Raw genomic sequence first — 26884 nt, forward strand, 5'->3', positions numbered from 1 at the left:
GCCGGATGAGACGTATGCGACCTCCGGCCAATAACGGTGTTATTTCTGACAGCGACGGCAGTAGAACGTTGTGCGCTGGGCGTGTTTTGTCGCAATGATTGGCGCGCCGCACGCGCGACAGGGTTCACCTTCTCTCCCATAGACTTGCAGCTCCTGGGCAAAATAGCCCGGCTTACCGTCACTTTGCAGGAAATCCTTCAGCGTGGTGCCACCCTGCTCGATAGAACGTAGCAAAACCGCCTTGATGACGCGCACCAGCAGTTCACACTCGTCCTGCGACAAAGATGACGCCAGACGGTCAGGATGGATGCCAGCCGCAAACAGCGACTCGCTGGCATAGATGTTACCCACCCCCACCACCAGCTTGTTATCCATCAGCCAGGGCTTAATCGCAGTTTTCTTCTTCGCACATTTCTGCTGCAAATAACCAGCGTTGAAATCATCGCTCAGCGGCTCAGGACCAAGATGAGCGAGGACATTATGCCCATCCAGCTCTTTAGCCCACAGCCATGCGCCAAAACGGCGTGGATCGGTATAGCGCAGGACTTTGCCGTTGCTCATCACCAGGTCAACGTGGTCATGCTTTTCTGCCGGAAGTTCTTCAGGGAGGATACGCAAACTACCCGACATCCCCAGATGAATGATTACCCAGCCATCCGATAGCTCCAGCAGCAGGTATTTCGCGCGCCGCTGTACGCTCAGAACGGGTTTATCACTCAGACGATAGATTTCCTCAGATACCGGCCAACGCAAACGACCGTTACGCACCGTCGCGTGCATAATCGTTGCCCCCACCAGATGCGGCTCAATACCGCGGCGGCTGGTTTCGACTTCAGGTAATTCAGGCATAGTATCTCCGGCGATGTATCAGGTCACATTAATATGGGGACGGCCAGAAAACAAAAAACCCCGCCGAAGCGAGGTTTTTTATTACGTCAAAGCGAGAATTATTTGATTTTCGCTTCTTTGTAGAGAACGTGCTGACGGACAACTGGATCGAATTTTTTCAGTTCCAGTTTTTCCGGCTTAGTACGTTTGTTCTTCGTAGTGGTATAGAAGTGACCAGTACCAGCAGAAGAAACCAGCTTGATTTTCTCACGAATACCTTTAGCCATGATTTATTTCCTCTTAGTACTTAGTACTTTTCGCCACGGGCACGCAGTTCAGACAGAACTGTTTCGATGCCTTTCTTATCAATAACACGCATACCTTTAGCAGATACACGCAGGGTGACAAAACGCTTCTCGCTCTCAACCCAGAAACGGTGAGAGTGCAGGTTAGGCAGGAAACGGCGTTTAGTCGCGTTCAGTGCGTGGGAACGGTTGTTACCGGTCACCGGACGCTTGCCAGTAACTTGGCAGACTCGGGACATGTCTATTCTCCAAAAATCAAATTAGCTCGAGCTTCGTATGGGGTATCGGCGCCTCGTCAGGCTTTACAGCCCGGTCATCGCATAGTTCTAAGTGAACTCTCGATTGCCAGGCCCAAATGCCAAACCCGAGATTCTCAAAGGTGGCGTAGTATACGCTGACCCGGCGTTATGCTCAAGTCCCGAACAGACAAAGATCCCGATGGATCGCGTAAAGTGCGTTAAATCCAACCGCGTTCCGCAAAAGAAACGTACTCTCCGCGCCCAATGACCAGATGATCTAGCACCCGGATATCCATGAACTGACAGCATTTCACAACACGCTCGGTGATGAGTTTATCTGCTTTGCTCGGCTCTGCACACCCCGAAGGGTGATTATGTGCAAGGATCACCGCCGAAGCATTCATTTTTATCGCTTCACGGACAATTTCTCGTGGATGCACCTCAACGTGGCTTAGCGTACCGGAAAAAAGTTTGCTGTGCTTAATCACACGGTGTTGAGAATCCATAAAGATCACAAAAAAGATCTCGCGTTCCTCTTGCGAGAGCTGACTTTGCAGAAATTCGCGCGCCATTTCCGGGCTAAGTATCGCGCGCTCCTCTATCACCCGTACGTTGTAATAACGCCTTGCCAGCTCCGCTATTCCCTTCAGTTGCGCGTACTTCGCGATACCGATGCCCTGAACGTAGCTGAAATCCAAGTAATCAGCAGACAACAGGCCATACAGCGAATCAAAATGCTGAAGCATCTCTTTCGCCAGCGTAAGCACATCTTTACCCAGCATCCCGGTGCGTAAAAAAAGAGCCAGTAGCTCAACGTCGGTCAGCGAACTGGCCCCCTGCGCCAACAGCTTTTCCCGAGGCATCATACGTCCTGTATTTCCCATGCTTTTCCTCTCCTTTAGCGTGCGCATAGTGGCATAACGCCAGCGGTGAATCGACGCTCTGTTTTCACTTCTTCGTAGCGCCTCGCAAACTGGATCGCGGGCAAAAGCACGACAAATTGCGGATTGTGATAAAATATCCGCCTTCTGGTGAAACCCAACAGGAAAGATCATGATGAGCCTGGCCGGTAAAAAAATCGTACTTGGCGTCAGTGGCGGCATTGCTGCGTACAAAACCCCTGAGCTGGTACGTCGTTTACGGGAACGCGGCGCTGACGTCCGCGTGGCGATGACCGAAGCGGCAAAAGCGTTTATTACACCTCTGAGCTTACAGGCCGTTTCGGGTTATCCCGTTTCCGACAGCCTGCTTGATCCTGCAGCCGAAGCCGCGATGGGCCACATTGAGCTGGGGAAATGGGCCGATTTGGTTATCCTGGCCCCTGCTACGGCAGACCTGATTGCTCGCGTTGCCGCAGGTATGGCCAACGATCTGGTGTCAACAATCTGTCTGGCAACGCCAGCGCCTGTTGCCGTGCTACCGGCCATGAACCAGCAGATGTACCGCGCTGCCGCGACCCAGAAAAACCTGGGCATCCTTGCTTCGCGAGGGTTGCTCATTTGGGGCCCTGACAGCGGTAGTCAGGCATGTGGTGATATCGGTCCTGGGCGTATGCTGGACCCATTAACCATTGTGGATATGGCGGCAGAACATTTTTCACCTGTCAACTCCCTGCAACATCTCAACATCATGATTACGGCGGGCCCGACGCGTGAACCGCTTGATCCCGTGCGTTATATTTCCAACCACAGCTCCGGGAAAATGGGATTTGCTATCGCAGCCGCGGCCGCAAAGCGCGGAGCAAACGTCACGCTGGTATCGGGTCCGGTTTCGTTACCCACTCCGCCATTTGTCCAGCGCGTTGATGTGATGACCGCGCTGGAGATGGAAGCCGCCGTGCAATCTGCGGTGCAACAACAGCATATTTTTATCGGCTGCGCCGCAGTCGCTGATTATCGCGCTGACACGATCGCCCACGAAAAAATCAAAAAGCAGGCGACGCAGGGTGATGAATTAACAGTAAAAATGGTCAAAAATCCGGATATTATCGCCGGTGTTGCCGCACTGGTTGCTAACCGTCCCTTTGTCGTTGGGTTTGCCGCCGAAACAAATAATGTGGAAGAATATGCCCGGCAAAAACGCATCCGCAAAAACCTTGATGTGATCTGTGCGAACGATGTTTCGCTGTCTACTCAAGGATTTAACAGCGACAGCAACGCATTACACCTTTTTTGGCAGGATGGAGATAAAGTCTTACCGCTTGAGCGCAAAGAACTCCTGGGCCAATTATTACTCGACGAGATCGTGACCCGTTATGATGAAAAAAATCGACGTTAAGATTCTGGACCCGCGCGTAGGGCAACAATTTCCGCTTCCTACGTACGCCACCTCTGGTTCTGCCGGACTTGACCTGCGTGCTTGTCTTGATGACGCCGTAGAACTGGCGCCGGGCGCAACAACGCTGGTACCAACGGGGTTAGCTATCCACATTGCCGATCCTTCTCTGGCAGCGGTAATGCTCCCGCGTTCCGGATTGGGCCATAAGCACGGTATCGTACTGGGCAATCTGGTCGGTTTAATTGATTCCGACTACCAGGGCCAGCTGATGGTATCCGTCTGGAACCGTGGTCAGGACAGCTTCACTATCGAGCCGGGCGAGCGCATCGCGCAGATGGTATTTGTACCGGTTGTGCAGGCTGAATTTAATCTGGTGGAAGAGTTTGAAGCCACCGATCGTGGCGAAGGTGGCTTCGGCCATTCCGGGCGCAAGTAACCCGCAGAAAAGTATCCCACAGCGTAATAACGCAATAACATACCGCAAACAACAGTTTGCGGTCGCTGTGTGGATGCCTGCCTGGCAAGAGCTTATTTTCAGGGGTATTTTGTAACATGGTAGAAAAGCAAACTGCGAAAAGGAATCGTCGCGAAGAAATACTTCAGTCTCTGGCACTGATGCTTGAGTCCAGCGATGGTAGCCAACGCATCACCACAGCAAAGCTGGCAGCCTCAGTTGGCGTATCCGAAGCGGCATTGTATCGCCATTTCCCCAGCAAGACTCGCATGTTCGATAGCCTGATTGAGTTTATCGAAGATAGTCTGATTACCCGAATCAATCTGATTTTGAAAGATGAAAAGGACACCAACGCGCGCTTGCGTCTGATCGTACTGCTCATTTTAGGGTTCGGTGAGCGCAACCCTGGCCTGACGCGAATTCTGACCGGACACGCGTTGATGTTCGAGCAAGATCGTCTGCAAGGCCGTATTAACCAGCTTTTTGAGCGAATTGAGGCGCAATTACGCCAGGTTCTGCGAGAAAAAAGAATGCGTGAAGGTGAAGGCTACACCGTGGATGAAACGCTGCTGGCCAGCCAGTTGTTGGCTTTCTGCGAAGGTATGCTGTCCCGGTTTGTACGTAGCGAATTTAAATATCGTCCGACGGATGATTTCGACACCCGCTGGCCGTTGGTGGCTGCTCAGTTGCAATAGCAGATTTGTTTAGTCCGGCCTACGGGGTTACGTAGGCCGGATAAGCGCAGCGCCATCCGGCAGTTCTTAAACGCCGTACGCTTCGCGATAGGCCCGTACTGCCACCAGATGCTCTGCCATCTCTGGCTTCTCTTCCAGATACGCAATCAATTCTTTCAGGGTAATGATAGAAATCACCTTGCAGCCATAATCGCGTTCCACTTCCTGAATCGCTGAAATCTCGCCGCGACCGCGTTCCTGACGATCGAGAGAAATCAGTACCCCCGCCAGCGTGGCGCCATGAGCCTGGATAATTTCCATCGACTCACGAATAGCCGTACCCGCGGTGATAACATCATCGACCAGCATGACACGCCCTTCAAGTGCGCTACCTACCAGATTACCGCCTTCGCCGTGGGTTTTCGCCTCTTTACGGTTAAAGCAGTACGGCAAATCTTTATCATGGTGCTCCGCCAGCGCAACGGCCGTTGTGGTAGCAATCGGAATACCTTTGTAGGCCGGACCAAACAGCAAATCGAACTCAATACCGGAATCCACCAGCGCTTCGGCATAAAAACGGCCTAACAGTGCCAGGTCGCGCCCGGTATTAAACAGCCCGGCGTTGAAGAAATAGGGGCTTTTGCGCCCGGATTTCAGCGTAAATTCGCCAAACTTTAGTACCTGCTTGCTAAGCGCAAACTCAATAAACTGGCGCTGATACGGTTTCATGGATTCGCTCCTCATCTCACTTTATTACAGACAAAAAAAAGGCGACTAATCAGTCGCCTTTAAAATCAATTTTCTAACGCCGCCTTCTGCGTCGCTACAATGGACTCGATCCCCCCTCGGGCCAATGCCAGTAGGGTGAGAAGTTCTTCATGGCTGAACGGCTCGCCTTCCGCCGTGCCCTGCACCTCTATAATGCGACCGTCTTCAGTCATCACCACGTTCATGTCGGTTTCTGCGGCAGAATCTTCAACGTATTCCAGGTCGCAGAGTGCTTCGCCGTTCACAATACCTACGGAGACCGCCGCGACCATCCCTTTCATTGGGTTGGTTTTCAGCTTACCGCTTGCTACCAGTTTGTTCAGCGCGTCAGCCAAAGCGACACAAGCACCGGTAATGGATGCGGTGCGCGTACCGCCATCGGCCTGAATAACATCGCAGTCCAGCGTAATCGTGAATTCGCCGAGCGTCTTCAGATCAACGGCGGCGCGCAGCGCACGAGCGATCAGACGCTGGATTTCCATGGTACGACCGCCCTGCTTACCTTTTGCCGCTTCACGGGCGTTACGGGTGTGCGTGGCGCGTGGCAGCATGCCATATTCTGCGGTGATCCAGCCCTGGCCCTGTCCTTTCAGAAAACGCGGTACGCCTTCATCAATCGAGGCGGTACACAGCACTTTGGTATCACCAAATTCGACCAGCACGGAGCCTTCAGCGTGTTTTGTATAATTACGGGTCAGGGTGACGGGACGCACCTGATTGGTACTACGACCTGCTGGACGCATGATAAATTCTCCGGCTTGAAACGAATGTGGCTGCGCATTATACGGACTTCCGACTGTTATTCCTATCCTGACAAGACGTGGATGGCTATAATCCTCCCATCTCATCTTTAAAAACAGGAACGTCTATGATCCGCAGCATGACCGCCTACGCCCGGCGTGAAATCAAGGGTGAATGGGGTAGCGCAACCTGGGAAATGCGCTCGGTAAACCAGCGTTATCTGGAAACTTATTTTCGCCTGCCGGAGCAGTTCCGTAGCCTTGAACCCGTTGTTCGCGAGCGCATCCGCACACGTCTGACGCGCGGTAAAGTCGAGTGTACGCTGCGTTTTGAGCCCGATGCCAGCGCCCAGGGCGAGCTGATTCTGAATGAAAAGCTCGCTAAACAGCTCGTGAGTGCGGCTAACTGGGTAAAAATGCAGAGTGATGAAGGTGAAATTAACCCGGTTGATATCCTGCGCTGGCCAGGCGTAATGGCTGCCCAGGAGCAAGATCTGGACGCCATTGCCGCCGAAATCCTCGCTGCGCTTGACGGTACGCTGGATGACTTCATCGTCGCGCGTGAAACCGAAGGTCAGGCGCTGAAAGCGCTGATCGAGCAGCGTCTGGAAGGCGTCAGCGCTGAAGTTACGAAAGTACGTGCACATATGCCGGAAATCCTGCAATGGCAGCGCGAGCGCCTGGTAGCCAAACTGGAAGACGCCCAGGTGCAACTGGAAAATAACCGCCTTGAGCAAGAACTGGTGCTGATGGCGCAGCGCATCGATGTGGCAGAAGAGTTAGATCGTCTGGAAGCCCACGTCAAAGAAACCTACAACATCCTGAAGAAAAAAGAGGCCGTTGGCCGTCGTCTGGACTTCATGATGCAGGAATTCAACCGTGAGTCGAACACTCTGGCATCCAAGTCTATCAATGCCGAGGTGACGAATTCCGCGATTGAACTGAAGGTATTGATCGAGCAAATGCGCGAGCAGATCCAGAACATCGAATAAGCCAGCATTCTACGTAGCCCGCCAATAAACGGCGGGACTACGTGTTTTCCCTTCGCTTTGGTACTCTTCCCATTCATTCCGAATTATATTTTCTCATCATTTATTATCACCACCCATAACCCAAAGCGCATGTCACCACGTATTTTCAGCACATTCGCATTAGCTGTAGTTATTAAAATCGTTTCACCTTAGAAAATCTCAATCGTGACAATGCGCACAAATCGTTAACCTTAGCCCCCAGCAAATCAGGGGGAATACATGCTGTTACACGTTTTATATTTAATTGGTATTACTGCCGAAGCCATGACCGGTGCGCTTGCGGCTGGGCGTCGTCGTATGGATACATTTGGCGTCATTATTATTGCCACCGCGACCGCCATTGGCGGCGGCTCAGTACGCGACATTCTTCTCGGCCACTATCCGCTTGGCTGGGTAAAGCACCCTGAATACGTCATTATCGTGGCGACCGCTGCGGTACTCACCACCATTATTGCTCCCGTCATGCCCTATCTGCGTAAAATATTCCTTGTACTGGATGCGCTGGGCCTGGTGGTTTTTTCTATTATTGGCGCTCAGGTGGCGCTGGATATGGGTCATGGGCCGATTATCGCCGTAGTCGCTGCAGTCACTACCGGCGTCTTTGGTGGTGTTTTACGTGATATGTTCTGCAAACGTATCCCATTAGTATTCCAGAAAGAACTGTATGCCGGCGTTTCATTTGCCGCTGCAGTGCTGTACATCGTGCTGCAACATTATGTCTCCAGTCACGATGTAGTGGTTATCTCTACCCTGCTCTTCGGCTTCACCGCCCGACTGCTGGCGCTGCGCCTGAAGTTAGGGCTACCGGTATTTTACTATCGCCATGAAGGCCATTAAGGCATAAAGCCCGCGATCCGCTGAGCAGCTAACCAGTTGCTCAGCGCAATGATCTCTCTATTCTCCAGCCACTGCATCACCTGGCGTGCCCGCCGCTCCCCCATGAAAGGCAACTGCCGCCAGCTTTGTTCACTGCGCGCCTGTAACTGCTGCCACGAACCATCCCGACTGGCATTCAGTGTTGCCTGTGTTAACGGTATTCCCATGGCAATCACCCAGCGCGTGAACGGGAGATGGCGCGACAGGTTGAACTGATGCCACAACTTCTCCCCTTTGTTCACGCCGAAGGTGGACTGTAGCTGCGCCTGGGTTAATCCTAGCCAGGAAAAGATATGTTCAAAGCGATACGCCTGATGGAGCTCTCGCCATCCCGCCTCGCCGATACCCTCCAGCCCCAGCACTTCTTTACCGCCCAGCCAGACCAGTCTGGCAACAAACTGTTCCTGGCACTCCGCTGTGGCATAAAAACAGGTTAATGAATTGAAGCGCCCCTCAGGTGGCACCGGCTTAATACGCTGGGTACTGCGCCAGACCACCTCATCTATACGGGGGATCCCTTGTCCAGCGAGGCTTATCAGAATCTGATCGCCTGGCGCGATATCCCATTCATTCCAGCGTCGTACAGAGCCAATATTGACGCGCTGCACCCGCTTATCATCCAGCATGACGGGGGTCAGCAATGCCACCACCGCAATTTTCCCGCTTTTGCCAACGGAGAACTGAATACCCGTTACCTCAGATACCCTTGCCACAGGAGGATATTTCCACGCCGCCAGCCAGTCACCCTGTCCAGGTAGCCAATACTGTGCACGTGGCTCTTTTGCCGTTCGCACCACTACGCCATCCGTCACAAAAGGTAATGCTGAACTCCACCATCTGGCGCGCGACTTTTCGACGTCATCCGCATTTTTCACAGCCTGAGTATAGCGTTGCGTGTAACTGAACCCGGCAGCAGTGAGTTGCTCCAGTCTTTCAGACATGAGCGCCGGACCATCAGGCCAGGCCCAGATAAAAATATCCAGCGAGCGTAATATTTCCGGGTTGCTCTGGCGCATCATCATTCCAGCAACCTTTGAGCGGGCGTTCATTCCGCCTTTCTGTTGCTGGATATGCCCCTGCTGCTGTAAAAATATCTCCCCCTGCAACGTACTGTTAGCGAGCTGTCCTGTGGTGGTGCGTGGCACGGAAGGGATCTGAAGAACCTTTTGCGTCCAGTCTTCGCCTTTCAGGCCGTTACCACGGCTAATCGCCTGTATCAGATTGCCGTTGCGATAGACCAGCGTGACCGCCACGCCGTCCACCTTTGGCTGTACCCAGAGATCGCTGCGAGTGTGCATCCATTGCTGTAGCGCTTGCTTATCGGCAAGTTTACGGACTCCCGTGTGGGGAACTGGATGCGGGACGGTGCCACTTATTGGGGGCGCAGACAGATCTGGTGGGGCTTCATCGCCAAAACAGCGCTGCCATTGGATGAGTTGCGCATTGAGCTGGTCATAAACGCCGTCGTCTACGGCACTTTCACCCTGTTTCCAGTAACTGTCATTCCACTGTGTGATCTGCTGCTGTAGTCGAGAAATTTCTTCGTTTGCCCTGGCAGGAGACCAGACTGGGCATACCGCCCATGCGGGTAGACATCCCATTAGCAAAACCAGCCCTATGCCTTTCCATAATCCCATGTTACCTCCGCTGAACACTGCATTTCCCGGCAGATATAGCGCGAAGTAAAAGGGAAACAGAGCGGCAAAAAATCATCCTGCGAGCACCATTCCTGACATTTGCACAAATTGCTGCAAATCGCGGATAAAACAGGAAACTGGTACGCAAAACGCAATAAACATGCGCAAAAAGTGTGACAAGGGCTACGTCACATAGCGGCTACGTGTATAATAAGCCCGTATGTAGGCTCTCTTTCGACAATCACATACATTAAGATACTCATGGCTCAAGGCACGCTTTATATTGTTTCTGCCCCCAGTGGCGCGGGTAAATCCAGCCTGATTCAGGCTTTATTAAAGACCCAACCGTTGTATGACACCCAGGTTTCTGTTTCGCACACCACGCGCGCGCCGCGCCCGGGGGAAGTGCACGGTGAACACTATTTCTTTGTGAACCATGACGAATTCAGAACCATGATTGGCAGAGACGCGTTTCTGGAACACGCTGAGGTTTTCGGTAATTACTACGGCACCTCGCGTGAGACCATTGAGCAAGTATTGGCATCCGGCGTAGACGTCTTTTTAGATATCGACTGGCAAGGTGCGCAGCAAATTCGTCAAAAAATGCCGCATGCGCGCAGTATTTTTATTTTGCCGCCATCTAAGATTGAGCTGGACCGCCGTCTGCGTGGCCGCGGTCAGGATAGCGAAGACGTGATCGCAAAACGTATGGCGCAAGCTGTTGCAGAAATGAGCCATTACGCCGAATATGATTATCTTATTGTGAATGATGACTTCGATACCGCCCTGGGCGATTTGAAAACTATCATTCGCGCCGAACGTCTGCGCATGAGCCGCCAAAAGCAGCGTCATGACGCTTTAATCAGCAAACTGTTGGCAGACTGAACCCACATTCAGTATCATGCCCAGTCATTTCTTCACCTGTGGAGCATTTTAAGTATGGCACGCGTAACTGTTCAGGACGCTGTAGAGAAAATTGGTAACCGTTTTGACCTGGTACTGGTCGCCGCGCGTCGCGCTCGTCAGATGCAGGTAGGCGGAAAGGATCCGCTCGTACCGGAAGAAAACGATAAAACTACCGTTATCGCGCTGCGCGAAATCGAAGAAGGTCTGATCAACAACCAGATCCTCGACGTGCGTGAGCGCCAGGAACAGCAAGAGCAGGAAGCCGCTGAATTACAAGCCGTTACCGCTATTGCTGAAGGTCGTCGTTAATCACAAAGCGGGTCGCCCTTGTATCTGTTTGAAAGCCTGAATCAACTGATTCAAAACTACCTGCCGGAAGACCAGATTAAGCGTCTTCGGCAGGCGTATCTCGTTGCACGTGACGCTCACGAGGGCCAGACACGTTCAAGCGGTGAACCCTATATCACGCACCCGGTAGCGGTAGCCTGCATTCTGGCCGAGATGAAACTCGACTACGAAACGCTGATGGCTGCGCTGCTGCATGACGTGATTGAAGATACTCCAGCCACCTACCAGGATATGGAACAGCTTTTTGGTAAAAGCGTTGCAGAACTGGTAGAAGGGGTATCGAAGCTTGATAAGCTTAAGTTTCGCGATAAGAAAGAGGCGCAAGCTGAAAACTTTCGCAAGATGATTATGGCGATGGTGCAGGATATCCGCGTCATTCTCATCAAACTTGCTGACCGTACCCACAACATGCGCACGCTGGGCTCATTACGCCCGGACAAACGTCGCCGCATCGCCCGTGAAACCCTCGAAATCTATAGTCCGCTGGCGCACCGTTTAGGTATTCATCACATTAAAACCGAGCTGGAAGAGCTGGGTTTTGAAGCGTTGTACCCAAACCGCTATCGCGTGATTAAAGAAGTGGTAAAAGCCGCTCGCGGCAACCGTAAAGAGATGATCCAAAAAATCCTCTCGGAAATCGAAGGGCGTTTGCAAGAGGCAGGCATTCCGTGTCGCGTAAGCGGGCGTGAGAAGCACCTGTACTCGATCTACTGCAAAATGGTGCTCAAAGAGCAGCGTTTTCACTCCATCATGGACATCTACGCGTTTCGCGTTATCGTTCATGATTCCGATACCTGCTATCGCGTACTCGGCCAGATGCACAGCCTGTACAAACCACGTCCTGGTCGCGTGAAAGACTATATCGCCATTCCGAAAGCTAACGGATATCAGTCTTTGCACACCTCAATGATCGGCCCACACGGTGTCCCGGTAGAAGTACAGATTCGTACTGAAGACATGGACCAGATGGCAGAGATGGGGGTTGCAGCGCACTGGGCTTACAAAGAGCACGGCGGCGAAAGCAGCACCACTGCGCAAATCCGCGCTCAGCGCTGGATGCAAAGCCTGCTGGAACTGCAGCAGAGCGCCGGTAGCTCGTTTGAATTTATTGAAAGCGTTAAATCTGATCTCTTCCCGGATGAGATTTATGTTTTCACACCGGAAGGGCGCATTGTCGAACTGCCTGCCGGTGCAACGCCTGTCGACTTTGCCTACGCCGTGCATACCGATATCGGCCACGCCTGCGTTGGCGCACGCGTCGACAGACAGCCTTATCCGCTTTCACAACCGCTCTTTAGCGGCCAGACCGTTGAGATTATTACCGCGCCGGGCGCACGTCCGAACGCCGCATGGCTCAACTTCGTCGTCAGTTCGAAAGCGCGCGCCAAAATTCGCCAACTGCTGAAAAACCTCAAGCGCGATGATTCCGTTAGTCTGGGTCGTCGACTGCTCAACCATGCCCTGGGCGGTAGCCGTAAACTGGCTGAGATCCCACCAGAGAGCATCCAGCGTGAGCTTGAGCGTATGAAGCTCGCCACGCTTGACGATCTGCTCGCAGAAATCGGTCTGGGTAACGCCATGAGCGTGGTGGTAGCGAAAAACCTTCAGCAGGGCGAAGCAACGACAAATGTGCCGGCGCAATCTGGTCACGGTCATCTGCCGATCAAAGGCGCAGACGGCGTGCTGATCACCTTTGCGAAATGCTGTCGTCCGATTCCAGGCGATCCAATCATTGCCCACGTCAGTCCGGGTAAAGGTCTGGTGATTCACCATGAATCCTGCCGTAATATTCGTGGCTACCAGAAAGAGCCAGAGAAGTTTATGGCGGTGGAATGGGATAAAGAGACGGAGCAGGAGTTCATTACAGAGATTAAGGTGGATATGTTTAACCACCAGGGTGCTCTGGCGAACCTGACGGCGGCAATCAACACGACCACCTCCAACATTCAAAGTCTGAATACGGAAGAGAAAGATGGCCGCGTCTATAGCGCCTTTATTCGCCTGACCGCTCGCGATCGCGTGCATCTGGCGAATATCATGCGCAAAATTCGCGTCATGCCGGACGTGATAAAAGTCACCCGAAACCGAAACTAGTCTTATGAATGAACAGCGCTATGCACGTATCCGCGAGATGCTCGCGCGTCGGCAGCCCGATCTGACCGTCTGCATGGAGCAGGTCCACAAACCTCATAACGTTTCTGCGATCATTCGTACTGCAGATGCGGTCGGCGTGCATGAAGTCCACGCCGTCTGGCCGGGTAGCCGTATGCGCACCATGGCCTCTTCTGCCGCAGGCAGCAACAGTTGGGTGCAGGTGAAAACTCACCTTACCATTGGCGATGCGGTCACACATTTAAAAAGCCAGGGCATGCAGGTTCTGGCTACTCATCTGTCAGATAACGCCGTGGATTTTCGCGAGATTGATTACACGCGGCCCACCTGCATCCTGATGGGCCAGGAGAAAACCGGCATCACTCAGGAAGCGTTGGATCTGGCTGATCAGGACATCATCATTCCCATGACTGGCATGGTGCAGTCGCTGAACGTTTCTGTCGCCTCCGCGCTAATCCTGTACGAAGCGCAGCGCCAGCGGCAAAATGCTGGCATGTACCGACGAGAAAACAGCATGCTGCCACAAGACGAGCAGCAGCGCTTACTGTTTGAAGGCGGTTATCCGGTGCTGGCGAATGTCGCTAAGCGCAAAGGTCTTCCCTACCCTCACGTCAACACGCAGGGCGAAATTGAAGCCGATGCAACGTGGTGGGCCACTATGCAATCTGCGAGATAAACGCGATGAAAGGCCGTTTACTGGATGCCATCCCACTCAACTCTCTGACCGGCGTTGGCGCAGCGCAAAGCAGTAAACTGGCGAAAATTGGCCTGCACACCGTGCAGGACCTCCTGCTCCACCTCCCTCTGCGTTACGAAGATCGTACCCATCTGTACCCCATTGGCGAATTGTTACCGGGCGTCTATGCCACCGTTGAAGGCGAAGTGCTGAACTGTAATATCACCTTCGGTGGCCGCCGGATGATGACCTGTCAGATAAGCGATGGCTCCGGCATTCTCACCATGCGCTTTTTCAATTTCAGCGCTGCGATGAAAAACAGCCTTGCCACCGGTCGCCGGGTGCTGGCCTACGGTGAAGCCAAACGCGGGAAATATGGGGCAGAAATGATTCACCCGGAATACCGCGTGCAGGGCGATCTCAGCACGCCGGAATTGCAAGAAACGCTCACACCGGTGTATCCAACTACCGAAGGCGTGAAGCAGGCCACGCTGCGCAAACTGACCGATCAAGCGCTGGATCTGCTCGATACCTGCGCCATTGCCGAACTGCTGCCACCAGAGCTGTTACAGGGCATGATGAGCCTGCCGGAAGCCCTGCGCACGCTACACCGTCCACCGCCGTCACTGCAATTGAGCGATCTGGAAACCGGCCAGCATCCGGCGCAGCGACGTCTGATACTGGAAGAGCTGCTGGCGCATAACCTCAGCATGCTGGCGCTACGCGCCGGGGCACAGCGCTTCCACGCCCAGCCGCTGAGCGCAAACAACACGCTGAAAGACCAACTGCTGGCAGCGCTACCGTTTAAACCCACCGGCGCACAGGCCCGCGTTACCGCTGAGATCGAACGCGATATGGCGCTGGATGTCCCAATGATGCGTCTGGTGCAGGGCGATGTCGGCTCCGGTAAAACCCTGGTTGCGGCTCTGGCCGCGCTGCGGGCTATCGCACATGGTAAGCAGGTGGCGCTGATGGCCCCCACCGAATTGCTGGCTGAACAGCATGCGAATAACTTCCGCAACTGGTTCGCGCCTCTGGGCGTTGAAGTGGGCTGGCTGGCAGGTAAGCAGAAAGGCAAAGCGCGCCAGGCACAGCAGGAAGCCATCGCCAGCGGCCAGGTACAGATGATTGTCGGCACGCACGCGATTTTCCAGGAGCAGGTGCAGTTCAACGGACTTGCGCTGGTTATCATCGATGAGCAGCACCGTTTTGGCGTGCATCAGCGTCTTGCGCTGTGGGAGAAAGGCCAGCAGCAGGGTTTTCACCCGCACCAGCTAATCATGACCGCCACGCCAATCCCGCGCACGCTGGCGATGACCGCCTATGCCGATCTCGACACGTCGGTCATTGACGAACTGCCTCCGGGGCGTACGCCGGTCACTACGGTGGCCATTCCGGATACCCGCCGCAGCGATATTATTGACCGCGTGCGCAACGCCTGCACCCACGAAGGGCGTCAGGCGTACTGGGTCTGTACGTTAATTGAAGAGTCTGATTTGTTAGAAGCTCAGGCGGCTGAAGCGACGTGGGAAGAGCTTAAACTGGCGTTGCCCGAACTCAATATTGGCCTGGTACACGGGCGCATGAAGCCTGCCGAGAAGCAGTCGGTAATGGCTGCTTTTAAACAGGGAGATTTGCATCTGCTCATTGCCACCACGGTGATTGAAGTGGGCGTGGACGTACCCAATGCCAGCCTGATGATTATTGAAAACCCGGAGCGCCTGGGCCTGGCGCAGTTGCACCAGCTACGTGGTCGCGTAGGTCGAGGCGCGGTGGCCTCCCATTGCGTCCTGCTCTATAAATCACCGCTGTCAAAAACTGCACAACAACGCCTGCAGGTTCTGCGAGATAGCAACGACGGATTCGTCATTGCGCAAAAAGATTTAGAGATTCGCGGCCCCGGCGAGCTGTTGGGTACACGCCAGACCGGAACGGCGGAATTCAAAGTTGCGGACTTACTGCGTGATCAAGCGATTATCCCGGAAGTTCAGCGTATTGCCCGCCATATTCATGAACGTTACCCGCAACAGGCTGTGGCGCTAATCGAGCGCTGGATGCCGGAAACCGAACGCTACTCCAACGCATAGTTGATTCTTAGCGGCGGCGGATGTGACTCCGCCGCACAGCCTTTATTGCGCGAAAATCGGCAACAGCAGATACAGCTTAATCACCAGCGCGTTGACGATATCGATAAAGAACGCCCCCACCATCGGCACCACCAGAAACGCCATATGGGACGGCCCAAAACGTTCGGTAATCGCCTGCATGTTGGCAATCGCCGTCGGCGTCGCGCCGAGGCCAAAACCGCAATGTCCGGCTGCCAGCACGGCGGCATCGTAGTTCTTACCCATCATGCGCCAGGTGACGAATATCGCGTACAGCGCCATGAAAATGGTCTGCACGACCAGGATTGCCAGCATCGGCAGAGCCAGAGAAGCCAGCTCCCACAGCTTCAGGCTCATCAGCGCCATCGCCAGGAAAAGCGACAGACTGACGTTACCCAGCACCGAAACCGCGCGCTCAAATACCCGATAAAAGCCCAGTAGCGCCAGGCCGTTACTGAGGATCACGCCAACAAACAGCACGCAAACGAAGGTCGGCAGTTCCAGCACCGTTCCCACCAGCATTTGCGCAACGATTTTACCCACCGTCAGACAGATAGCGATCAGCGCGATGGTTTCAATCAGCACCAACGAGGTGATCATGCGCCCGACGTCCGGCTTTTCAAACGCGGTCGGCACGGCCTGATCGTCAGGCATGCCGTCAGGCGTGGTGGAGTGTTTGACCAGATAGCGCGCCACCGGACCGCCAATCAATCCGCCCAGAACCAGGCCAAACGTTGCGCAAGCCATCGCCACTTCAGTTGCATTGGTGAAGCCATAACGTTCAATAAACAGCTTGCTCCATGCGGCCCCGGTTCCGTGTCCGCCAGAGAGGGTTATTGAACCAGCAATCAGCCCCATCAGCGGATCCAGGCCCAGCAGGGTCGCCATACCAATACCGATGGCGTTTTGCATCAGCAGCAGGCCAACAACCACAATCAGAAAGATTCCCACCACACGGCCACCAGCACGCAGACTGGCGATATTGGCATTCAGGCCAATGGTGGCGAAGAAGGCCAGCATCAGTGGGTCGCGCAGGGTCATGTCGAAGTTCACTTCCCAACCCATACTTTTTTTCAGTATCAGCAGCGCAATCGCTACCAGCAATCCGCCCGCTACAGGTTCGGGAATGGTGTATTTTTTCAGGAAGGAAACAGACTGGACGAGCTTACGTCCCAGCAGCAATACAAGGGTTGCCGCAACCAGCGTTGATAACGTATCGAGATAAAACATTTACAGCTCCATTAGTGCGTTTAGCACAATCACGCACGATGCATTCCAGACCGATTTTTAGCTCTTATTGAGTTTTCGGGGTGGATTTTAAGCAGAAAATCATGAAAAGTTATATAAAAATGTATGTTTATCCGTTTTAAATATTAAGAATACCTGGTAGCAAACGTTTGCATTTCTGCCCTGGTCAGATAAAATCACCGCTTTTCCACCATGGGATTGCCTCTGATGTCCGTTAACGCCGTAGAGTCAACAAATGCGCAACCGGTTGCGCAGACTCACAACAGTGAACTGATTTACCGTCTTGAAGATCGCCCCCCGCTAGCCCAGACCCTGTTTGCCGCCTGCCAGCACCTGCTGGCCATGTTCGTCGCGGTAATCACTCCTGCTCTGTTAATTTGCCAGGCGCTCGGCTTACCGGCTCAGGATACTCAACACATTATCAGTATGTCGCTGTTCGCTTCCGGCGTAGCTTCTATCATTCAGATCAAAGCCTGGGGCCCGGTCGGCTCAGGGCTGTTATCCATTCAGGGCACCAGCTTTAACTTTGTTGCGCCACTGATTATGGGCGGTACAGCGCTAAAAACCGGTGGCGCAGATGTCCCAACCATGATGGCGGCGTTGTTCGGTACGCTGATGCTGGCCAGCTGCACTGAGATGGTTATTTCACGCGTACTGCATCTGGCGCGTCGTATCATTACCCCGCTGGTCTCAGGCGTGGTGGTGATGATTATCGGCCTGTCGCTGATTCAGGTCGGTCTGACGTCGATTGGCGGCGGCTATGCCGCAATGAGCGACAACACCTTTGGCGCACCGAAGAATTTACTGTTGGCAGGCGTCGTGCTGGCGCTAATTATTCTGCTTAACCGCCAGCGCAACCCGTACCTGCGCGTTGCGTCACTGGTGATTGCAATGGCGGCGGGTTACCTGCTGGCCTGGTTTATGGACATGCTGCCGCAAAATACCGCGCCGGTAAGCCAGGATCTGCTGATGGTGCCAACGCCGCTGTATTATGGCCTGGGTATCGACTGGAGTTTACTGCTGCCGCTGATGCTGGTCTTTATGATCACCTCACTGGAAACCATCGGTGATATTACGGCCACCTCCGACGTCTCCGAGCAGCCGGTTTCTGGTCCGCTGTACATGAAACGCCTGAAAGGCGGCGTGCTGGCGAATGGTCTGAACTCGTTTGTTTCCGCCGTGTTCAACACCTTCCCTAACTCCTGTTTTGGCCAGAACAACGGGGTTATTCAATTAACAGGCGTTGCCAGTCGCTATGTCGGTTTTGTGGTGGCGCTGATGCTGATCGCGCTGGGTTTGTTCCCGGCGGTCAGCGGTTTTGTACAGCATATTCCTGAGCCGGTACTCGGCGGCGCAACGCTGGTGATGTTCGGTACGATCGCGGCATCCGGCGTACGTATCGTGTCCCGCGAGCCACTGAACCGCCGTGCGATTCTGATTATCGCCCTGTCGCTGGCCGTCGGCCTGGGCGTTTCCCAGCAGCCGCTGATCCTGCAGTTCGCTCCGGACTGGGTGAAAAACCTGCTCTCTTCCGGCATTGCCGCAGGCGGTATCACCGCTATCGTTCTGAACCTGGTATTCCCGCCAGAGAAGCAATAAGCAAAATGCGGCGTTGATTCTGAATCAACGCCGCTGTAACGCTCTTTCACCATTCCCGCCTTGAGCATTGCGCCTAAATCGTGCATAACTTGACTATGTGCACTTCGCGGGATGGAAGACCATGAAATTTATTGGAAAGCTGCTTCTTTACGTGCTGATCGCCCTTGCAGTGGCGATCCTTGGCCTTTATTTTCTACTGCAAACCCGCTGGGGCGCAGAGCATGTCAGCGCCTGGGTCTCGGAGAACAGCAGCTACCATCTGGCCTTTGATGCCATCGATCACCGATTTTCTTCCCCTTCCCATATTCTGCTGGAAAACGTCACCTTTGGCCGGGATGGTCAGCCCGCGACGCTGGTCGCCAAAACGGTCGATATTGGACTGAGCAGCCGCCAAATCACCGACCCGCTGCATGTCGACACCATTTTGTTGCAAAACGGCACGCTGAATTTGTCGCAGCAAACCGCGCCGCTGCCTTTCCAGGCCGATCGCCTGCAGTTGCAGGATATGGCCCTTAACAGCCCCGGTAGCGAGTGGACCCTGAGCGCGCAGCGCGTTAACGGCGGCGTCATTCCCTGGAGCCCTGAGGCGGGTAAAATTCTCGGGAGTAAAGCGCAAATTCAGCTCAGCGCCAGTTCGTTGACGCTCAACGATGTCCCGACCACTAACGTATTGATTGAAGGCAGCATCGACCATGACCGGGTGACGCTTAGCAATATTGGTGCAGACGTGGCGCGTGGGGCATTAACCGGCGTGGCGCAGCGCAATGCCGACGGTAGTTGGGTAGTGGAGAATCTGCGCCTGAACGATATCCGGCTGCAAAGCGACAAATCGCTGGCCGAGTTTTTTGCTCCGTTAAGCACGATTCCTTCCCTGCAAATTGGTCGTCTGGAGGTAACAGATGCCCGTTTGCAAGGCCCCGACTGGGCGGTGACGGATCTCGACCTGAGCTTGCGCAACATGACCTTCAGTAAGGACGACTGGCAAACCCAGGAAGGCAAACTGTCGATGAATGCCAGCGAGTTTATTTACGGCTCTCTGCACTTCTTCGATCCAATCCTGAACGCCGAGTTCTCACCACAGGGTATTGCTCTGCGCCAGTTCACCACCCGCTGGGAAGGCGGTATGGTCAGAACATCCGGAAGCTGGATGCGCAGCAACAAAGCGCTGATCCTCGATGATGCCGCTATTGCCGGTCTGGAATATACGCTGCCGGAAAACTGGAAACAGCTTTGGATGAAACCCTTGCCAGCCTGGCTAAACAGCCTGACGCTGAAGAAATTCAGCGCCAGCCGTAATCTGGTGATTGATATCGATCCGGACTTCCCTTGGCAACTCACCGCGCTGGACGGTTACGGCGCCAACCTCGGGCTGGTACAGAACAATCAGTGGGGGGTCTGGAGCGGAAGCGCCACCCTCAACGCCGCTGCAGCCACCTTTAACCGCACCGACGTGCGTCGTCCTTCGCTGGCGCTGACCGCGAACAGCAGCACCATCAATATCAGCGAACTGAGCGCCTATACGGAAAAAGGGCTACTGGAGGCCACCGCCAGCATTTCGCAGTTGCCTCAGCGCCAGACTCAGGTCAGCCTGAACGGGCGCGGCGTGCCAATGACGATTCTGCAACATTGGGGATGGCCCGCACTGCCACTTTCCGGTGACGGTAACATCCAGCTTACCGCCAGCGGCGGTCTTCAGGCCGATGCACCGCTCAAGCCTACGGTCAACGGTCAGTTACATGCGGTGAATGTGGAGAAACAACAGGTAACGCAAGCCATGCGGGCGGGCGTGGTATCCGGGAGTGAAATTACCGCCCCACCCGTTGCGCAGTGATTATTGCCCGGTGGCGCTTCGCTTACCGGGCCTACCCCCGCTTATAAACGAATATATTCACTGCATAACAACCATTTCACCGGTTCGTCCTCTTCTATCGCCGGGAAGCGACCGCCCGGCTCAAGGAAATGGTTGTCATGCAGGTCGTCATTGACCATCGAGATTTCCCAGCCCAGCACGAACGCTTTCTCCGCCCAAAAGCGGTGATACAATCGCGGCGGCAAACACACTCCTTGTCCCGGTTTCAATACCAGCGTCTCGCCAGCGTCAACGGTACGCCGCTGACCATCCACGCTAACCTCAACAATGCGCCGGGCATCATACCCGTCATCAGGCGTGGCCCACGCCAGTTGCATACACAAATCACCGCCGCCGCGATTAACGATATCTTCCATTTTATGGCGATGAAAATGCCATGGTGTTTGCTGATCCTGCTGAATTTGCAGCATCTTTTCGGCGTACGGTTTGGGATAATTGACTGACCCTATCAGACCATTGCGCAACGTCAGTAACGTCAGCCCCGTTTGCGCAAAATCTCCGCGCCCGAAGTCGGTAACGTCCCATCCCAACTGGAGATCGAGTACTTCACGCCACAGAGTTTGATCCTGTTGCCGCCAGGCATCGACGGTAAAATACGCAAAGTCAGGCAGACAGATTCGAAAAGTCTCGGCGATGGCATGCGCTTTATCGACGGCATAATTAATGTGTGAACGCTTCATTCCACTTTTCCTTATTGCGAAAGAGGCGGGTCGCCCCGCCTGCATGCCGTTAGTAAAGTGACGCTTTGCCGGTTGAGCCGAACAGTTTCATTTTATGGCGGATGACGTCACGCGCGGCGCTAATGGCTTCCGGGTAAATAACGTTAGGATCCCACCAGGTTTCTTTCGCCAGGATTTCGCGGACTTTCTGGAAGTAGGCGTATTTCATGTCGCTGGAAATATTGATTTTGCCAACGCCCAGCGTCACGGATTCGGCAATTTCCGCATCCGGGTTCGCGGAACCGCCATGCAGCACCAGCGGAATATCCACCCGCCCGGCGATGTCGCGCAGGATATTCATTTGCAGCTCTGGCTGCATCCCTTTCGGGTAGATCCCGTGCGCAGTTCCAATTGCCACCGCCAGCGTGTCCGCGCCGGTACGGGCGATAAAATCCTGTGCCTGAGCAGGATCGGTATAAGTAACCTTCGACACGCCGCCTTCCACTGACGTCCCGGTCTGGCCAATCGTACCCAACTCCCCTTCCACTGAAACGCCTACCGCATGCGCCAGTTTGACCACTTCTCGGGTCAGCGCCACGTTCTCTTCATACGGCAGCAGCGAGCCATCAATCATCACCGAGGTAAACCCACACTGAATTGCCCGCAGGACATGCTCAACCGAAGCGCCGTGGTCCAGATGCAGAGTAAAAGGAACCGGGCTGCGCAGGGTGATATCGCGCACGTAGCTAAAAAACGCATCGCCGACAAAATCATGTTCGCTGGGGTGAATGGAGATAATCGCCGGGGTATTGGTCGCTTCCGCTTCTTCCACTACGGCACGTACAAAGCAGCTGTCCGCCACGTTGAATGCGCCGATGGCAAAACCGTGCTGACGGGTAGGTTGCAGTAATTCTTTCATCGAAACTAACATGTTAATTCTCCAGTTTCAGGGTGTAGAAAGCCCTGCCAGTGCGTCATCGCAGAGGCATAGAAGGCGTTACAGAAAATGAATCAGGCTTTGCCGATAGCGCCGCTGGCCTGCAGGTACGGAATAATGGCTTCCTCGCAGGCCTGCTCCATCAGGGCCAGGACATCAACGAGTTCACCGGATGTGTCGCGACACAGGGTATGTAGTAGCGCTGCCTTTCCGGCTTCGAAAACCGCCGCGCCAACGTTTATCTTGGCAACGCCAAACGTCGGGCAGCGCTGTAGCTGGTCAAACGGCGTCCCGCTACCACCATGCAGCGCCAGCGGCACCGTTGATAACCGGGCAATTTCCTCCAGCCGTTGAAAATCAATAGCTGGCGTGACGCCCGGCGCGTACATGCCGTGCGCCGTGCCAACCGATACCGCCAGTAAATCGATCCCGGTCTGTTGGATAAAGGGTTCCACGTCAGCGGCCTGGGTCATCAAATCGGCGTTAGCGGCGTGGTCATAGCACGGAGCATCGGCCAGATGGCCCAACTCACCCTCCACACACAGTTGCACGCTGGCAGCGAGATCAACCACCGCCCGGGTCTGGCGAATATTCTCCTCCAGGGCAAAGGCGGAGGCGTCGATCATTAACCCGCTGAATCCGGCGCGAAAAGCCTGGCGAATGCGTACAGGATCCTTTCCATGATCCAGCGCCAGCGCGATCGGTACCGAGGCTTCCTCTGCCAGCGTTTTGACCACCGCTACCGCTATCGGAGCCGGAAAATGGTCCAGGTGTCCCTGATACAGATTCAGAATGATGGGCGCACGGTGTTTCTCAGCCACCCGTACCGCTGCACGGGCGCTTTCCAGGTTCATACAGTTGATAGCCAGCAGCGCGTACTGCTCGCGCCAGGCTTTCGTCACCATGCTTTTCATATCGGCAAACATACGGCCTCCGGTTATTCCAGGGTGAAGGTGATCTCTTCGTCTTTCAGCTTTTGATCGCTAAGTTCATCAAACTCTTCGTCACGCTCGGTCACCGGTTTCTTCCACAGCGACAGCATGACGCCGCAAATCACCGTGCCAATCCCCAGCGCCAGGCAAAACAGCAGCGGATGCGTAAAGAGTGGGACCACGAACATGCCGCCGTGCGGTACCGGGCTTTCGACGCCCCATACCATTATCAAGCCGCCCGCTATCGCCGAAGCTACCACGCAGGACCCCACCACGCGCAGCAGGTCGCGCGCCGCAATCGGAATAACCCCTTCGGTTATCATGCAGATCCCCATCGGGAATGCCGCTTTCAGCGCCTCGCGCTCCGCACGGGTGTATTTGTGACGCGTCAGCAGGAAAGAGAGCGTAATGCCAAACGGAGGGATCATCGAACCGACAAACTTCACCGCTTCCGGACCGTACACACCGCTGACCAGCATGCCGTCAGCAAACAGCGACATGGTTTTATTCACCGGGCCGCCAAAGTCGAATGTCGCCATTGCGCCGAGGATAGCGCCCATCAGAAAGCGGGATCCGCCCTGCATGGACTCCAGCAGATGAATTAGCGCGTCCTGCAGCCAGGCTATCGGCTTGCCAATCAGCGTCATCATCAACAGGCCGCCAATGACGGTACTCAGTACCGGCAACACCATGATGGGCATCAACCCCTGCATCGACTGTGGCAAACGGATATAGCGTTTGAGCAGCAGGACGGTATAACCGACCAGAAACCCGCCCAGCATCCCGCCGATAAAACCGGTATGAATTTCTCCGCAGACGAAGCCGACAATCAGGCCCGGCGCGAATCCGGGACGATCGGCAATGGAGTACGCAATCGCCGCGCTAATCAGCGGTACGATTAACCCCATTCCCCAGCCGCCAATCTGGTTGAGCATCCAGGGTATGGTGCCTGTTTTTTCACCCACGTTAGTGCCGCCAAGTATTTGCCCGAGAGCAATACAGATCCCGGCGGCAACAATTAACGGGATCATCCACGAAATTCCCGTTAATAAATGTCTTTTTATTTCCTGAGATAGCGGAATTTTATTTTCACTCATGTGAAATCCCTCCAGAATGAGGATCGCTACTGGTTAGTATTAACTAATGATTTTTCGACCTTTTCAAGAAACTGAATCGGCGATTTTATGACGATTTCGGTTTTCACTCGCACAATGCGTTTATTTGAAAAGCGCTCCTCCCCTTTTATTTTTACATCGACAGCAAGAATCACGACATCAGCCGCAGAAATATCCTCTGCCAGCAGTTCGTTCTCCGTGCCAATGGTTCCCTGGGTTTCTACTCTTATATTATGGCCAAGCGCTTTAGCACCTTTAATTAACTTTTCACGAGCAATATAGGTGTGCGCAATACCCGCCGTACAGGCGGCGACACAAACAATATTCATAACATGCTCCACTTTTTTATTTAGCAAACATTGGATTCAGCATATTGGCTAAAAAGCTCAATAATTTTCTGTGGACTGCTTTCGACTAACAGTTGTTCAATAATATCGTCATCCGCCAACGCGCCGGCAACCTGCGAAAGCAGACGAATATGGGTGGTGTTTTGATCTTCAAGGCGTACGGCAAACAGAATGATGCAGCGCACGTTGCTGCCATCCAGGGTTTCCCAGGGAATATCCTGGCGGGTACGACCAATCGCCAGCGTAGTATTGACCACCGCCGAAGATTTCCCGTGCGGGATCGCAATATGATTTTCGAAGCCGGTCGAACCTTCTGATTCACGCAGCCAGACATCCTGAATAAATGTTTCCCGACAGCTAATTGCCCCATCTTTTTGCAGAATATCCGTCAGTTCCTCAATAGCCTCCGTTTTGTTTGTGGCCTTCATGTCCAAAATAACGCGATTTGTATTGAGTATTTTCGTGATGTCCATCAATCTTACCTCATGGAGTTCAGACATTAATTTGCAACGACCAGCGACGTCGCCCGATGTAATTTTTCCGTAATAACCGTTTCTGTTACCCGCTTAATATCCGCATCATTGAAGAAGGCAGTGACATACACGACCGGGATGGCAACGGCAGGTAAATTGATCGTCGATACCACCAGTTCAATATCGTCCGTCAGTACGGAGGGCAGGCTGCCTGCCGACACCACGCCAACGATGGTCCAGTCCGGAAAGGCGCGCAAAATGCGGCTTTTGAGTAAGTGAGAGGTGCCGATACCGGTTGAGCAGACCAGCAGCACGCGCTTTCGTGCTATCTGCCGCTCCATTGCGGCCTGAAAATGTACGGTTAAATATCCCACCTCATCTTCCGACACGGCCCGCTCGCCCCAGCCGCTAAACACCCGATTTACCGCACACTGAGTCAGACGCCAGACATCCTGTAACTCGCCTTTAATGTCCTCCAGCAGGGGATTACGAATACGGATCTGGTAGTTCAGGCGGTTAATCAGCGGCTTAATGTGGATCAGCAATCCGTCGTACAGTGCAGTGTCCTGGCTAAGATCGCTGTCAACCATTTCGGCGAAGGTGGCAATCAGCCGCTGGGTAATTAAGCGTGCTTCGTCGCTGGAGTGCATATGGCCAATCACGCTCACATCGTTATGTTCCTCAATCACTACACCGGAGGAGATAATGTATTGATAAATAAACCAGACTTCGTCTTCCGGTAGCGGATGGGCAATACGTTTTTCGATATGCTGAATCATACGGCTGGCAATGGAAAAAATGTTCTCGTCACATAAAGTGATGTTTTCTTCTTTTCTCGCAAGCGCGTTGCCCCGCGTGATGCGGTACATCATGATCAGAATATGAGTAAAGATATTGACGTAATAAGGCTCACCCAGCGACCAGCACAGATCGTTCTCCATTTCCTGCAACAACGTCTGGACAAATAAAACGTCTTCTTCGCCAAAGTAATGCACTAACGCTTTATAACTGCCCGGGTCAAGGCGTGAATAAACCACGTTACCAGGTTCATTATGGTTAATCACACCGTTAATCAGCGACGCCATCGCCTGACGCACGCCGCTCTCACTGCCTTCGATGTGCGTACCGCTTTGGCTGCGAATCAGCGACAGGCCCAGCGGAGTGATCCAGGACTCAATAACTTTCAGATCGTTAACAATCGATGCGCTACTAATGAAATAGCGTTCGGATAATTTGCTGATCGACGTTTCATGTGGCGTTTCACTTAATAATTGGGAGGCTATTTTGACTCGTCGTGAATTATTCATCATGCCGTCAGCATCTTCACCTTCCGCCCCTAATAACTGATCCAGATATAAAAGATCGGTAATATTATCGGCAATTAATATCACGCCCGCACCGGTACGTTTATCAATGGTTATTTTCCATTCCGCTAACCATGATTCCAGTAGCCGTAGATCGCGCTGGACTGTTTTCTCTGAAACAGATAAATATTCGGCAATTTTCAGTAGTGTGACATATTCCTTCCGGGACAGAAGAAATTTTAATAATCTGTTTTGTCGCGAGGTAATCATTTGCATTATTTACCCTTATTACATACCAGATTAAATATCTATACCCGTCATACTTCAAGCTGCATGTGCGTTGGCTTTCCTGGCTCACCCCAGTCACGTACTTATGTACGCTCAGGGGATTCGCTGCGTTGCCGCCTTCCTGCAACTCGAATTA

Annotated in this window: 27 protein-coding genes; 12 read left to right on the top strand and 15 right to left on the bottom strand. The window is 53.7% G+C overall.

Annotation, left to right across the window (positions count from 1 at the left end; translation table 11 throughout):
- Window positions 1–39: 39 nt before the first annotated feature.
- The 4 genes from mutM to radC all read right to left on the bottom strand — a co-directional run bounded on the left by mutM (window position 40) and on the right by radC (window position 2256).
- Entirely contained in the window at window positions 40–849 is an 810-nt protein-coding gene (gene mutM / locus OGV77_RS08255) for a bifunctional DNA-formamidopyrimidine glycosylase/DNA-(apurinic or apyrimidinic site) lyase (RefSeq protein ID WP_043018743.1), read from the bottom strand.
- A gap of 98 nt (window positions 850–947) precedes the next feature.
- Window positions 948–1115, bottom strand: a complete 168-nt coding sequence (gene rpmG, locus OGV77_RS08260) for a 50S ribosomal protein L33 (RefSeq protein ID WP_003024094.1) — start codon at window positions 1113–1115, stop codon at window positions 948–950.
- Window positions 1116–1135: 20 nt separating this feature from the next.
- A complete protein-coding gene (rpmB, locus tag OGV77_RS08265; RefSeq protein ID WP_003024071.1) occupies window positions 1136–1372 on the bottom strand; it encodes a 50S ribosomal protein L28 in 237 nt (78 codons plus the stop codon).
- A 218-nt stretch (window positions 1373–1590) separates the two neighbouring features.
- Entirely contained in the window at window positions 1591–2256 is a 666-nt protein-coding gene (radC, locus tag OGV77_RS08270; RefSeq protein WP_043018744.1) for a RadC family protein, read from the bottom strand.
- A 172-nt stretch (window positions 2257–2428) separates the two neighbouring features.
- On the opposite strand from radC, the gene coaBC reads away from it, so the two are divergent.
- From coaBC to slmA, 3 genes are all read left to right on the top strand, one after another.
- Complete coding sequence (gene coaBC / locus OGV77_RS08275) at window positions 2429–3649, top strand: bifunctional phosphopantothenoylcysteine decarboxylase/phosphopantothenate--cysteine ligase CoaBC (RefSeq protein ID WP_087050825.1); 1221 nt, start codon at window positions 2429–2431, stop codon at window positions 3647–3649.
- The gene (dut, locus tag OGV77_RS08280) at window positions 3627–4085 is read left to right on the top strand and encodes a dUTP diphosphatase (protein WP_003827259.1); all 459 of its coding nucleotides are present in this window, start codon (window positions 3627–3629) and stop codon (window positions 4083–4085) included. The genes coaBC and dut overlap by 23 nt, the downstream gene beginning before the upstream one ends.
- A 116-nt stretch (window positions 4086–4201) precedes the next feature.
- A complete protein-coding gene (gene slmA / locus OGV77_RS08285) occupies window positions 4202–4798 on the top strand; it encodes a nucleoid occlusion factor SlmA (RefSeq protein ID WP_003827257.1) in 597 nt (198 codons plus the stop codon).
- Between the two features lie 66 nt (window positions 4799–4864).
- Here slmA and pyrE read toward each other — a convergent pair whose 3' ends face one another.
- Both pyrE and rph read right to left on the bottom strand, forming a co-directional pair.
- Window positions 4865–5506, bottom strand: a complete 642-nt coding sequence (pyrE, locus tag OGV77_RS08290) for an orotate phosphoribosyltransferase (protein WP_043018746.1) — start codon at window positions 5504–5506, stop codon at window positions 4865–4867.
- A 65-nt stretch (window positions 5507–5571) separates the two neighbouring features.
- Entirely contained in the window at window positions 5572–6288 is a 717-nt protein-coding gene (rph, locus tag OGV77_RS08295; protein ID WP_286502651.1) for a ribonuclease PH, read from the bottom strand.
- A gap of 125 nt (window positions 6289–6413) precedes the next feature.
- Between rph and OGV77_RS08300 the strand changes: the two genes are divergently transcribed.
- Window positions 6414–7277, top strand: coding sequence for a YicC/YloC family endoribonuclease (locus tag OGV77_RS08300; protein ID WP_003024052.1), 864 nt, complete (start codon window positions 6414–6416; stop codon window positions 7275–7277).
- 258 nt (window positions 7278–7535) lie between these two features.
- A complete protein-coding gene (locus tag OGV77_RS08305; protein WP_003024049.1) occupies window positions 7536–8153 on the top strand; it encodes a trimeric intracellular cation channel family protein in 618 nt (205 codons plus the stop codon).
- On the opposite strand, the gene ligB is transcribed toward OGV77_RS08305, so the two are convergent.
- Window positions 8150–9829 (bottom strand): NAD-dependent DNA ligase LigB, encoded by a 1680-nt coding sequence (ligB, locus tag OGV77_RS08310; RefSeq protein WP_047407829.1) that lies wholly within the window; start codon window positions 9827–9829, stop codon window positions 8150–8152. The two genes, OGV77_RS08305 and ligB, sit on opposite strands and share 4 nt — an antisense overlap.
- Before the next feature lie 261 nt (window positions 9830–10090).
- Between ligB and gmk the strand changes: the two genes are divergently transcribed.
- From gmk to recG, 5 genes are read left to right on the top strand one after another with little or no spacing between them, the layout of a single operon-like run.
- Window positions 10091–10714, top strand: a complete 624-nt coding sequence (gmk, locus tag OGV77_RS08315; RefSeq protein WP_019078035.1) for a guanylate kinase — start codon at window positions 10091–10093, stop codon at window positions 10712–10714.
- Between the two features lie 54 nt (window positions 10715–10768).
- Entirely contained in the window at window positions 10769–11044 is a 276-nt protein-coding gene (gene rpoZ, locus OGV77_RS08320; RefSeq protein WP_000135058.1) for a DNA-directed RNA polymerase subunit omega, read from the top strand.
- A gap of 18 nt (window positions 11045–11062) precedes the next feature.
- Window positions 11063–13177 (top strand): bifunctional GTP diphosphokinase/guanosine-3',5'-bis pyrophosphate 3'-pyrophosphohydrolase, encoded by a 2115-nt coding sequence (spoT, locus tag OGV77_RS08325; protein ID WP_032950538.1) that lies wholly within the window; start codon window positions 11063–11065, stop codon window positions 13175–13177.
- A 4-nt stretch (window positions 13178–13181) separates the two neighbouring features.
- The gene (gene trmH, locus OGV77_RS08330) at window positions 13182–13871 is read left to right on the top strand and encodes a tRNA (guanosine(18)-2'-O)-methyltransferase TrmH (protein WP_043018748.1); all 690 of its coding nucleotides are present in this window, start codon (window positions 13182–13184) and stop codon (window positions 13869–13871) included.
- 5 nt (window positions 13872–13876) lie between these two features.
- A complete protein-coding gene (gene recG / locus OGV77_RS08335; protein WP_047407826.1) occupies window positions 13877–15958 on the top strand; it encodes an ATP-dependent DNA helicase RecG in 2082 nt (693 codons plus the stop codon).
- A 42-nt stretch (window positions 15959–16000) separates the two neighbouring features.
- On the opposite strand, the gene gltS is transcribed toward recG, so the two are convergent.
- Window positions 16001–17206, bottom strand: a complete 1206-nt coding sequence (gene gltS, locus OGV77_RS08340) for a sodium/glutamate symporter (RefSeq protein ID WP_087050748.1) — start codon at window positions 17204–17206, stop codon at window positions 16001–16003.
- A 225-nt stretch (window positions 17207–17431) separates the two neighbouring features.
- On the opposite strand from gltS, the gene xanP reads away from it, so the two are divergent.
- Together xanP and OGV77_RS08350 are read left to right on the top strand one after the other, a co-directional pair.
- Entirely contained in the window at window positions 17432–18823 is a 1392-nt protein-coding gene (gene xanP, locus OGV77_RS08345; protein ID WP_003024026.1) for a xanthine/proton symporter XanP, read from the top strand.
- A gap of 121 nt (window positions 18824–18944) precedes the next feature.
- Window positions 18945–20654 (top strand): AsmA family protein, encoded by a 1710-nt coding sequence (locus OGV77_RS08350; protein ID WP_087050747.1) that lies wholly within the window; start codon window positions 18945–18947, stop codon window positions 20652–20654.
- 41 nt (window positions 20655–20695) lie between these two features.
- On the opposite strand, the gene OGV77_RS08355 is transcribed toward OGV77_RS08350, so the two are convergent.
- From OGV77_RS08355 to OGV77_RS08385, 7 genes are all read right to left on the bottom strand, one after another.
- A complete protein-coding gene (locus tag OGV77_RS08355; protein WP_087050746.1) occupies window positions 20696–21373 on the bottom strand; it encodes a D-lyxose/D-mannose family sugar isomerase in 678 nt (225 codons plus the stop codon).
- Window positions 21374–21422: 49 nt separating this feature from the next.
- Complete coding sequence (locus tag OGV77_RS08360) at window positions 21423–22283, bottom strand: ketose-bisphosphate aldolase (RefSeq protein WP_040231557.1); 861 nt, start codon at window positions 22281–22283, stop codon at window positions 21423–21425.
- Window positions 22284–22363: 80 nt separating this feature from the next.
- Entirely contained in the window at window positions 22364–23215 is an 852-nt protein-coding gene (locus OGV77_RS08365; RefSeq protein ID WP_087050745.1) for a class II fructose-bisphosphate aldolase, read from the bottom strand.
- Window positions 23216–23226: 11 nt separating this feature from the next.
- Window positions 23227–24318, bottom strand: coding sequence for a PTS fructose transporter subunit IIC (locus OGV77_RS08370; RefSeq protein WP_003837581.1), 1092 nt, complete (start codon window positions 24316–24318; stop codon window positions 23227–23229).
- Between the two features lie 26 nt (window positions 24319–24344).
- A complete protein-coding gene (locus OGV77_RS08375) occupies window positions 24345–24665 on the bottom strand; it encodes a PTS fructose transporter subunit IIB (protein WP_043018754.1) in 321 nt (106 codons plus the stop codon).
- A gap of 20 nt (window positions 24666–24685) precedes the next feature.
- Window positions 24686–25156, bottom strand: coding sequence for a PTS sugar transporter subunit IIA (locus tag OGV77_RS08380; protein WP_043018755.1), 471 nt, complete (start codon window positions 25154–25156; stop codon window positions 24686–24688).
- A gap of 26 nt (window positions 25157–25182) precedes the next feature.
- Window positions 25183–26736: a BglG family transcription antiterminator gene (locus OGV77_RS08385; protein WP_043018756.1), complete on the bottom strand. Its 1554-nt coding sequence runs from the start codon at window positions 26734–26736 to the stop codon at window positions 25183–25185.
- Window positions 26737–26884 lie beyond the last annotated feature (148 nt).

Origin of the sequence: Citrobacter sp. Ce129 (genome assembly GCF_030334545.1) — a bacterium.
GTDB lineage: Bacteria > Pseudomonadota > Gammaproteobacteria > Enterobacterales > Enterobacteriaceae > Citrobacter > Citrobacter europaeus.

Excerpts from the sequence above, each read along its gene's own strand:
- trmH (WP_043018748.1), top strand. The coding sequence starts at position 13,182 with ATGAATGAACAGCGCTATGCACGTATCCGCGAGATGCTCGCGCGTCGG.
- OGV77_RS08355 (WP_087050746.1), bottom strand. The coding sequence starts at position 21,373 with ATGAAGCGTTCACACATTAATTATGCCGTCGATAAAGCGCATGCCATC.
- rpmG (WP_003024094.1), bottom strand. The coding sequence starts at position 1,115 with ATGGCTAAAGGTATTCGTGAGAAAATCAAGCTGGTTTCTTCTGCTGGT.
- slmA (WP_003827257.1), top strand. The coding sequence starts at position 4,202 with ATGGTAGAAAAGCAAACTGCGAAAAGGAATCGTCGCGAAGAAATACTT.
- dut (WP_003827259.1), top strand. The coding sequence starts at position 3,627 with ATGATGAAAAAAATCGACGTTAAGATTCTGGACCCGCGCGTAGGGCAA.
- OGV77_RS08365 (WP_087050745.1), bottom strand. The coding sequence starts at position 23,215 with ATGTTTGCCGATATGAAAAGCATGGTGACGAAAGCCTGGCGCGAGCAG.
- coaBC (WP_087050825.1), top strand. The coding sequence starts at position 2,429 with ATGAGCCTGGCCGGTAAAAAAATCGTACTTGGCGTCAGTGGCGGCATT.
- ligB (WP_047407829.1), bottom strand. The coding sequence starts at position 9,829 with ATGGGATTATGGAAAGGCATAGGGCTGGTTTTGCTAATGGGATGTCTA.
- OGV77_RS08375 (WP_043018754.1), bottom strand. The coding sequence starts at position 24,665 with ATGAATATTGTTTGTGTCGCCGCCTGTACGGCGGGTATTGCGCACACC.
- OGV77_RS08305 (WP_003024049.1), top strand. The coding sequence starts at position 7,536 with ATGCTGTTACACGTTTTATATTTAATTGGTATTACTGCCGAAGCCATG.
- xanP (WP_003024026.1), top strand. The coding sequence starts at position 17,432 with ATGTCCGTTAACGCCGTAGAGTCAACAAATGCGCAACCGGTTGCGCAG.
- OGV77_RS08360 (WP_040231557.1), bottom strand. The coding sequence starts at position 22,283 with ATGTTAGTTTCGATGAAAGAATTACTGCAACCTACCCGTCAGCACGGT.
- OGV77_RS08385 (WP_043018756.1), bottom strand. The coding sequence starts at position 26,736 with ATGCAAATGATTACCTCGCGACAAAACAGATTATTAAAATTTCTTCTG.
- pyrE (WP_043018746.1), bottom strand. The coding sequence starts at position 5,506 with ATGAAACCGTATCAGCGCCAGTTTATTGAGTTTGCGCTTAGCAAGCAG.
- gltS (WP_087050748.1), bottom strand. The coding sequence starts at position 17,206 with ATGTTTTATCTCGATACGTTATCAACGCTGGTTGCGGCAACCCTTGTA.
- recG (WP_047407826.1), top strand. The coding sequence starts at position 13,877 with ATGAAAGGCCGTTTACTGGATGCCATCCCACTCAACTCTCTGACCGGC.
- OGV77_RS08350 (WP_087050747.1), top strand. The coding sequence starts at position 18,945 with ATGAAATTTATTGGAAAGCTGCTTCTTTACGTGCTGATCGCCCTTGCA.
- rph (WP_286502651.1), bottom strand. The coding sequence starts at position 6,288 with ATGCGTCCAGCAGGTCGTAGTACCAATCAGGTGCGTCCCGTCACCCTG.
- OGV77_RS08370 (WP_003837581.1), bottom strand. The coding sequence starts at position 24,318 with ATGAGTGAAAATAAAATTCCGCTATCTCAGGAAATAAAAAGACATTTA.
- gmk (WP_019078035.1), top strand. The coding sequence starts at position 10,091 with ATGGCTCAAGGCACGCTTTATATTGTTTCTGCCCCCAGTGGCGCGGGT.
- OGV77_RS08380 (WP_043018755.1), bottom strand. The coding sequence starts at position 25,156 with ATGGACATCACGAAAATACTCAATACAAATCGCGTTATTTTGGACATG.
- radC (WP_043018744.1), bottom strand. The coding sequence starts at position 2,256 with ATGGGAAATACAGGACGTATGATGCCTCGGGAAAAGCTGTTGGCGCAG.
- rpmB (WP_003024071.1), bottom strand. The coding sequence starts at position 1,372 with ATGTCCCGAGTCTGCCAAGTTACTGGCAAGCGTCCGGTGACCGGTAAC.
- OGV77_RS08300 (WP_003024052.1), top strand. The coding sequence starts at position 6,414 with ATGATCCGCAGCATGACCGCCTACGCCCGGCGTGAAATCAAGGGTGAA.
- rpoZ (WP_000135058.1), top strand. The coding sequence starts at position 10,769 with ATGGCACGCGTAACTGTTCAGGACGCTGTAGAGAAAATTGGTAACCGT.
- mutM (WP_043018743.1), bottom strand. The coding sequence starts at position 849 with ATGCCTGAATTACCTGAAGTCGAAACCAGCCGCCGCGGTATTGAGCCG.